This window comes from Vibrio sp. 2-Bac 85 (genome assembly GCF_037546705.1).
Classification (GTDB): domain Bacteria; phylum Pseudomonadota; class Gammaproteobacteria; order Enterobacterales; family Psychromonadaceae; genus Psychromonas.
In genome coordinates this window covers 1-7,939 of the sequence record NZ_JALAAB010000035.1, presented here as the reverse complement: position 1 = coordinate 7,939, position 7,939 = coordinate 1, and the positions used below count along the sequence as shown (strand labels likewise).

The 7,939-nt window shown below is 36.3% G+C and carries 7 protein-coding genes; all 7 read right to left on the bottom strand.

What is annotated here, in order from left to right:
- Nucleotides 1–514 precede the first annotated feature (514 nt).
- Nucleotides 515–1,456, bottom strand: a complete 942-nt coding sequence (locus MT390_RS19540; RefSeq protein WP_499442878.1) for a 5-oxoprolinase subunit C family protein — start codon at nt 1,454–1,456, stop codon at nt 515–517.
- An 18-nt stretch (nt 1,457–1,474) separates the two neighbouring features.
- Nucleotides 1,475–2,158 (bottom strand): 5-oxoprolinase subunit B family protein, encoded by a 684-nt coding sequence (locus MT390_RS19535; RefSeq protein ID WP_166373391.1) that lies wholly within the window; start codon nt 2,156–2,158, stop codon nt 1,475–1,477.
- Complete coding sequence (locus MT390_RS19530; RefSeq protein WP_499442876.1) at nt 2,149–2,886, bottom strand: 5-oxoprolinase subunit PxpA; 738 nt, start codon at nt 2,884–2,886, stop codon at nt 2,149–2,151. Before MT390_RS19530 ends, MT390_RS19535 begins: the two co-directional genes overlap by 10 nt.
- A 65-nt stretch (nt 2,887–2,951) precedes the next feature.
- The gene (locus MT390_RS19525; protein ID WP_166373395.1) at nt 2,952–3,479 is read right to left on the bottom strand and encodes a winged helix DNA-binding protein; all 528 of its coding nucleotides are present in this window, start codon (nt 3,477–3,479) and stop codon (nt 2,952–2,954) included.
- 4 nt (nt 3,480–3,483) lie between these two features.
- Nucleotides 3,484–4,788 (bottom strand): TRAP transporter large permease, encoded by a 1,305-nt coding sequence (locus MT390_RS19520; protein ID WP_499442874.1) that lies wholly within the window; start codon nt 4,786–4,788, stop codon nt 3,484–3,486.
- A 3-nt stretch (nt 4,789–4,791) separates the two neighbouring features.
- The gene (locus MT390_RS19515; RefSeq protein WP_499442872.1) at nt 4,792–5,349 is read right to left on the bottom strand and encodes a TRAP transporter small permease; all 558 of its coding nucleotides are present in this window, start codon (nt 5,347–5,349) and stop codon (nt 4,792–4,794) included.
- Between the two features lie 154 nt (nt 5,350–5,503).
- Nucleotides 5,504–6,472, bottom strand: coding sequence for a TRAP transporter substrate-binding protein (locus MT390_RS19510; RefSeq protein WP_499442871.1), 969 nt, complete (start codon nt 6,470–6,472; stop codon nt 5,504–5,506).
- Between the last annotated feature and the right edge of the window lie 1,467 nt (nt 6,473–7,939).

Genomic DNA, 7,939 nt, shown 5'->3' with positions numbered 1-7,939 from the left:
TGTTTGATTAAATTGTTAAAGAGCGTGCCTTGCGGCTAGGCGGCGTATATTACGCTAACCTTGAACCTTGTCAACATGTTATTTTAAATTACTTTAAAAGTTTTTGTTGGCTCAAACTCGCTGAGTTTGTTGGTTCTGACTTGGTCAGTAACTTGCGCTACATCCCGTGTTTGTGCGGCGTATTATAGGGATCGCGAAACTATTCGCAAGCGTTTTATAGTGTTTATTTCAATTAAATGACTGAGTGATTAATTAACCAACAAAGTGTGGATATTTCACTCAAAAATGTGACGTTTATGCTTGGAATTAGGCATGTTACTTCTTCTATAATGTTATTCATTTCATTTATATTTACAAAATATTCTATATTGACCGCAACAATCTAAGAAGACATTACTTTAATGTTGAATTCGCTACTTTATTTAATAACTAAATTTTTTAAAGAAATGAAGCAACTTGGATTCAGATTATAAGTGCATAACTTGAATTGGTAGAAAAAGCGGCCAGTTAAATATCAATCGTTACCATCACCGTTCCCTTTAAAGAAATAATGCTGTTCTTGATGAAGCTCAGCTTCTGCTTCATATAAATCTTGTTCAAAAAAACGAATTTGAGTACCTGGTGTTGCTTGCGCAAGAATATTTAAGTCTCTGTTACAAACACATCCCATTTTGGGATATCCACCAATTGTTTGTCTGTCACGCATTAATATAATAGGTTGGCCATTAGCTGGAATTTGAATAGCTCCCAACGCAATACCTTCAGAAACGAAGCTCTGCTCGGCAAATTCAATAGGTTTGCCTTTCAATCGATAACCCATGCGGTCAATCTCTGGGGTTACCGTATACAGTTCATTAAAAAATGTTTTTTTTGCTTCTTCGCTAAATTGGTGGAATTGATATGTTGTTAATACACCTATATTAATGATGTCTTTGTATTCAGGAATAAATTGTTGAGGGACTTTGCGTGAATGGAGTTGAACCTGTGCTATAAAAGGTAATATATCGCCATTGGCTAGTTTGCTGCCTTTTTTGCTTAATCCACCTAACTTATTTCTTATCACAGTACTAATGCTGCCAAAAGTTTTAGGGCTAGTAAAACCACCACTCACAGCAAGGTAACTACGTAATCCTTGTTTTGGATAGCCAATTTCTAATATATCTCCTGCTTTTGCTTGACAAGAGCTCCAAGTTGTAATTTTATTTCCATTTAACGATACAACAACATCTGCTCCACATAATGAAAAACTAGTTGATTGTTTAAAGCAAGCTTTAAATGGCCCCATGGTGATTTCAATTTGTGCAGCATTCGCTGGGTTATTTAATAATTGATTAGCCCAGTGGAAGGCATGGGTATCCATTGCTCCACCTGGAGTAACACCTACATCTTGATAGCCATAGCGGCCAAGATCTTGCAATAAACTTAACGGCCCTGCTTGAATGATATCTAATGCCATATTTTTTACCCTCTTTATTTACAGTTGGCCGCCCATTGCCAAAAAGGTTTGTTTATCGATAGATTCAAAATGTACTTCATCGCCCATTGCAAATTTACTTAGGCACTCTTCTGAGTCATCTAGTAAATCTACTGGTGTGCGGCCTATCACCTGCCAACCTCCTGGTGATTGACTAGGATAAATAGCTGTTTGCCTATCCGCTATCGCAACGCTACCTTTAGGAACATTAAGCCTTGGGCTTGCCTTACGAGGTATTGTCATTTCCTTTGGGGTATTGCCTAAGAATGCAAAACCAGGGGTAAAGCCGATTGCAAATACTCGGTAGCATTCTTCTGTATGTAGTTTAACGATTTCAGAAAATGCTAAACCTGTATGTAAGCTGACATCTCGATGGTCAAGTGCGACTTCTTGTCCATAATAAACAGGCAGTACAATTTTATTACGTGCCAGATTAGTAAGGCCAACATTATCTAATTCGTTTAGTATTCGACGTATATTAATTACAAAATTTTGTAATCCGGTTTTACGCAAATTACAACTAAGTAGAATAGAAGTATAAGACGGCACTATATCTGAAAGCGTATCGCTAAGTTCAGATCTGAATAACTGACAAGCATGAGTAATTTTATCGGTTGTTTCAGCGCAAACGATATCGGAGAAGTAGATAATGACACTATTTTCATTAACAAGATTTACTTGCATGCTGCCAATCTCACTTTTAAAACCCCTGCTATCTCAGCCGCTAATGCACCATCACCATGAATACATAAGGTATCTGCTTTAATACTGACCCTTGTTCCATCATTACTTATTACGCATTGTTCCTTAAATAAACGAACGGCTTGATCACAAATATCTTCTAAATCCGTATGGCATGCATTAGCTTCAGTTCTTGGCGTTAAGCGTCCATCTGTTTGATAAGTGCGGTCAACAAAGGCCTCAAAAAGTAATGTAATACCGTATTCAGAGGCAAATTTTTGATAACGCGCAAAATCAGGAACTGCCATCACCATTAATGGTAATTTTGCATCATATTTAGCAAGTACTTGTAATAAAGCAACAAAAATATCGTCAGACTTCATCATTGCATTATAAAGAGCACCATGCGGCTTAACATAACTTAATTCGGTATTTTCACTCTTGCAAATTCCCTGCAATGCGCCTAACTGGTAAATAAATAACGCTTGTAAATCAGTCAATGGCATTTCAATAAAACGACGACCAAAACCTTGTAAATCAGCATAACCAGGATGTGCGCCAATACGAACACCGTGTTCTTTTGCACAACGAACTGTTCGTAACATAACACTTGGATCTGAAGCATGCATACCACATGCTATATTCGCCATATCAACGAAAGGCATGATCTGTTCGTCCTGACCTAACTTCCAGATACCAAAACTTTCACCCATATCACAATTAATAAGCATTTATATTCCCCTGAATAAATTTGAATTGAAGTCATCGATTAACTATCAGTAATACTTACTACCGATTATAAAGAGCTTGCAGCTCGAGACGCCTGTGCGTATAAACCAGATAGCGTTCTCATCAATTTAGCCGTTTCGCCTAATGAGTCGTCGATAGACATGTGCTCTAAGGCTTGCACTAAGCATTTTTCTCTAATTTTTGCATACTCTAAGCAAAAGGCTTCACCTTCATCCGTCACACTGTAAAATGTTTCTTTGCCTCTTTTTTCATGTTGAAGCATGCCACTTTTTACCATTTTTCTTATTGAATATGAGACGTTATGTGTATCGTCAACATTTAGGGTAAATGCTACATCAGTGATCCTCTTAGGTTTCTTTCTGTGATAAACATTATGAATCACTAAAATATCCAAAGAACTCAGGTTCTGATCGCAAGCATTACTACATAAATGTGTCCAACGTTGAAATGCGTTGTGTACCATGGTTAATCCATATTCAAATTCACTTAATGCAAGCCCATTTTCACCTACTAAATGAGAAGAGGACAAAATAGGCAAGTGTTCTGATGTTGGCTTGTTTATTTGTTTCGGCATATATTTATCCTTTCGACATTGAATTTGGAAGCCAGGTTACAATTTCAGGAAATACAGTGACAATAAATACAGCAGCAACCAATAAGAAAAAGAATGGCAGAGCTGCTTTAGCAACGAACAATATATCGCGTCCTGTTAAACTTTGAATAACAAACAAATTGAATCCCACTGGTGGCGTTATTTGTGACATTTCTACAACCAGAACAATATAAATACCAAACCATAAAGGATCAATTCCTGCTTCAATAACCATTGGAAGAACGACTGAAGTGGTGAGTACAACAACCGAAATACCATCTAAAAAACAGCCTAAAATAACAAACATAATAGTCAGTAAAAATAACAAGGTATAAGGTGACAAGTTAAGTAATGCTATATTTTCAGCTAGCATTCTTGGTATGCCAATAAAGCCCATTGCCATTGTTAAAAAAGCAGCTCCGGCAAGAATAAAGATAATCATGCATGATGTTTTCACCGCACCCATTAAACTTTCCGTAAAGCTATTAAATGATAATGAACCGCTACCTAATGCTAATACTAAAGATCCAAGTACACCAAATGCAGCTGCTTCAGTGGGCGTTGTTAAACCTGCGTAAATAGAACCAATGATAAATAAGATAAGTACGCTAACGGGTATTAAACGTAATAATGAAGAAAACTTTTCTTTCCAGGAATATTGTTTGGTTTGTTGCGCAATACCATCACCATGTTTTGATGACCAATAAGCAGTGTATCCCATGAACATGATCACTAACATCAATCCAGGTAAGGCGCCTGCCATAAATAAACGCCCAATAGATACTTCTGCTGCGACGCCATATACGATTAAAATTATCGAAGGAGGAATAAGTAAGCCTAACGTACCTGAACCGGCTAAAGTCGCTATCGCCATTTTATCATCATATCCCTGACGTTTTAATTCCGGCAGAGTCATTTTACCAATGGTGGCAGCCGTTGCGGCAGATGAACCAGAAACAGCAGCAAAAATACCACAACTTAAAATATTAACGTGCAATAAACGTCCTGGAACTCTACTAAGCCAAGGTGTTAAACCTTCAAATAGATCTTTTGATAAACGTGTTCTAAAGAGTATTTCCCCCATCCAAATGAATAGCGGTAATGCAGCTAATGACCAATCGGACACAGCACCCCAAGTTGATGTGGTATAAAGTAATCCAAAATTATCGTTACCAAGCATCATAAGACCTGCAATAGAAACCGTAATCAGGGTAAAAGCAACCCAAAATCCACTGGCTAACAGTGCAAATAAAATACCTATTAATATAAAACCGATAGTTATCTCATTCATAAATTACACTCCTTTGTTTAATGAGTCAGTTTGCGATAAATCAATCGGCGCACTTTCAGCTAATGCTTCCTCTTCAGATTTTGGTAACTCTTCACCAAAAAAAAGATGACAAAAGGTTTGATCAATAATTGCTACAGAAAAAATAATCATGCCCACAGCTAAAGGCAACTGAACAAGCCAAAGCTCGATAGGTACATAACCGGAAGATAATTCATCAAATATATAAGATTCATAAACAAAGTAGGCAAGCTGCCAAGTAAGATAAAGAATTAAAACGCAGCCTAAACTTAAAATAATTCTTTCAACCCATTTGTTAAGGGCAAGTGGTAATCTTGAGGTGAATAAACTCACTCGAATATGTCCACCTTCACGAAACGTATAGGCAAGCCCTAAAAAACTAGATGCAGCAAGTAAAAAGCCAGCAAAATCGTCGCTAGAAGGCACTTCAATACCAAACCAACGCCCCATTACACGTGCAAGAATAATGCAACAGATAGCGATGATACACAGCCCCGATAATGCACCGGTAGTTAAATATATTCGATTCAATAAAGTTCTCATCGTTGAATACTCCTACAGTAAACAATAAAAAAATATAGGGATTAATTTTTACTCAGGATATAAACGCGTATTTAACTAACATTCTCTGAGGGATGGGAAAAATAGTCACAACGGTAACGTTTAATCAGTAAAACGTTACCGAAGCAGTTATTTACTAATGATACTCAGCAAGAAGCGCTTTACCTTCTGCACCAGCCTCTTCAGCCCATTCTTGTGACATTTGATCACCTACAGCGGTAAGTGCTTTGATTAATTCAGGATTTGGATCTACAACTTTAACTCCATGCTCCATTAACTCCTTATTTTTAATTTCAGTTTCATTGATCGCCATTTCCCAACCACGCTTTTCAGCGTCAGCCGCGGCAGTTAACAATGCTGATTGCATCGATTTATCTAATCGTTTGAATGAACGTTTATTAACAATCACCATATTTTTAGGGATCCACGCTTGTACATCCGTATAGTTGTCAACGTAGTCCCAAGATTGGCTACTTACTCCGGTAGTGGGTGATGTGATCATCATATCGATAATACCCGTTGAAAATGCCTGTGGTATTTCAACGGTTTGAACCGTTGTTGGGGAAGCTTCAAGTAAAACGGCTAAACGGGATAGAGTAGAACTATAAGCACGTAGTTTTGCACCTTTAAAACTATCAATACTAGTTAGTGGCTCTTTACTGTAAACACCTTGAGGAGGCCAAGGCACAGAATACAATAACATTAATCCATTTTTGTTTAGTTTTGCTTCAATAAGTGGTTTTGATACTTCGTATAACTTTTTTGCATCAGTAAAATTAGTTGCTAAAAAAGGAAGGTTATCAAGTTTATAGATAGGATCTTCATTACCTAATATCCCAATAAATACTTCCCCCATCGGCACTTGTTGGGTACGAACGGCTCTTGGTATCTCTTTATGTTTAATCAAAGAGGCGCCAGCATGTACGATGATTTCAAAGTCTCCATTAGTTGCTGCGTTTACATCCTCTGCAAACTGACGAATATTCTGAGTATGGTGTGTGGCATCAACGTAAGGTGTAGCCATGTCCCATCGAGTAGCAGATATAGCAGAAGTAGAAATAACGCCTGCAGCTGTTATTGCTGCAATTTTAAAAATAGATTTCATAGATTGTCCTTATCTTTATTGATCAACATTAATAATTCGAATTCAAATCACTTATAATATGAATACGATTTACATCCATTTTGAATTAGTAGCATAAATTGCACCAATTCATTTTTTATTTAACCTACACGAGAAAAATAAACATAACTCACTGTTTTATTTATATATTAATTTAATTTTTATATTATTAACTCAGAGAGCTAATAAACATAAATAGTATTAAAAATTAACTTTTACTTAATTTAAGCAACTAGATAGAGCAATTGCACCAATGTAATACAAAATTTAAAAAGCAAACTTCGAGTTTATAACGACCTCAAATTCGTCTTTTTTTCATGTTTATGAAAAGCAAAACAAACTTCGTAAATCATTCAGTAATGATATTGCTATCATCATTTATCAAACGGTATTTATATCGTAACGATACAAAATAATTAATTAACCAGTTGAGACCTCATTATCAAATAAACTCAATAGAGCATAAAATATCTATTAACTCAGAATACAAAACACATTCAAAATACATACGAAATACATTTAAAACAAACATTATTCATCTCTATAATCATTTAAAACGAAGTCCATCACATTTAAATATTATTAATAAGTTAATAAATTGTGATCAATTTAGATTAAATTAAACAAACTAGATCATTAAGCATAATTCTGCGATCTAGGTTTAATTAGAATGTAGGGCCCTTTAATGTTGAATCCGGCATGCCTATTGACAGCTAAATGAGGAATAACTTTAAAAATACACTCAAATGAATGGTAGTGCTCTTAACATTTTGCAAACAAAAAATTAACAGTGATCATTGAAATAACTATTAAAGGTAGGTGTCGTTTAACCAAGCTATGTGATAATTTTTTTGGTTGTATAACTGTATAACAGATCACTTTCAGATAAAAAATTGCCGCAGTCTTAGTGAACTGTTTTGTTAAGCCATCAATTTTTAAGATGCTAAAATAAAAAACTTATAAACAGAGCATATAGAAATACTTAACAGGTCTCATCTTCCTATAAAATAATGCTATCGGTAAATATATCTCTATCCTTTGTACTTAAGTATCAACATCAAAACCTCCAAACAGATAAATATTTGCTAACGTAAATCAACAGGGATTGATCTGAATACTATGCAAGCTTCGCAATGGAAAGTCGTCGCGAAGCCTAGTCCGCTCATAATACGATGCAGTCACACTGAAGGAGAGCACTAAAAAAGCCCTAAACGAAAAAATCCCTGCTGACGTCAGCCAACAGGGATTTTTCTGAATATGATGCAAGATTGGCGATGGGTGAACATTGCTCATGACCCATCGCCAAGCGATATCACCAGGGCACGCAGAGCTTAGCCCGCTCATAAAACGATGCTGTCGCATCACTCGCCCCTATCTATCGCACTGAAGGATGGCCACTAAGTGGCGCTTTATTTATCCCCTGCTCAGCAGGACATCACCACCAAAGGT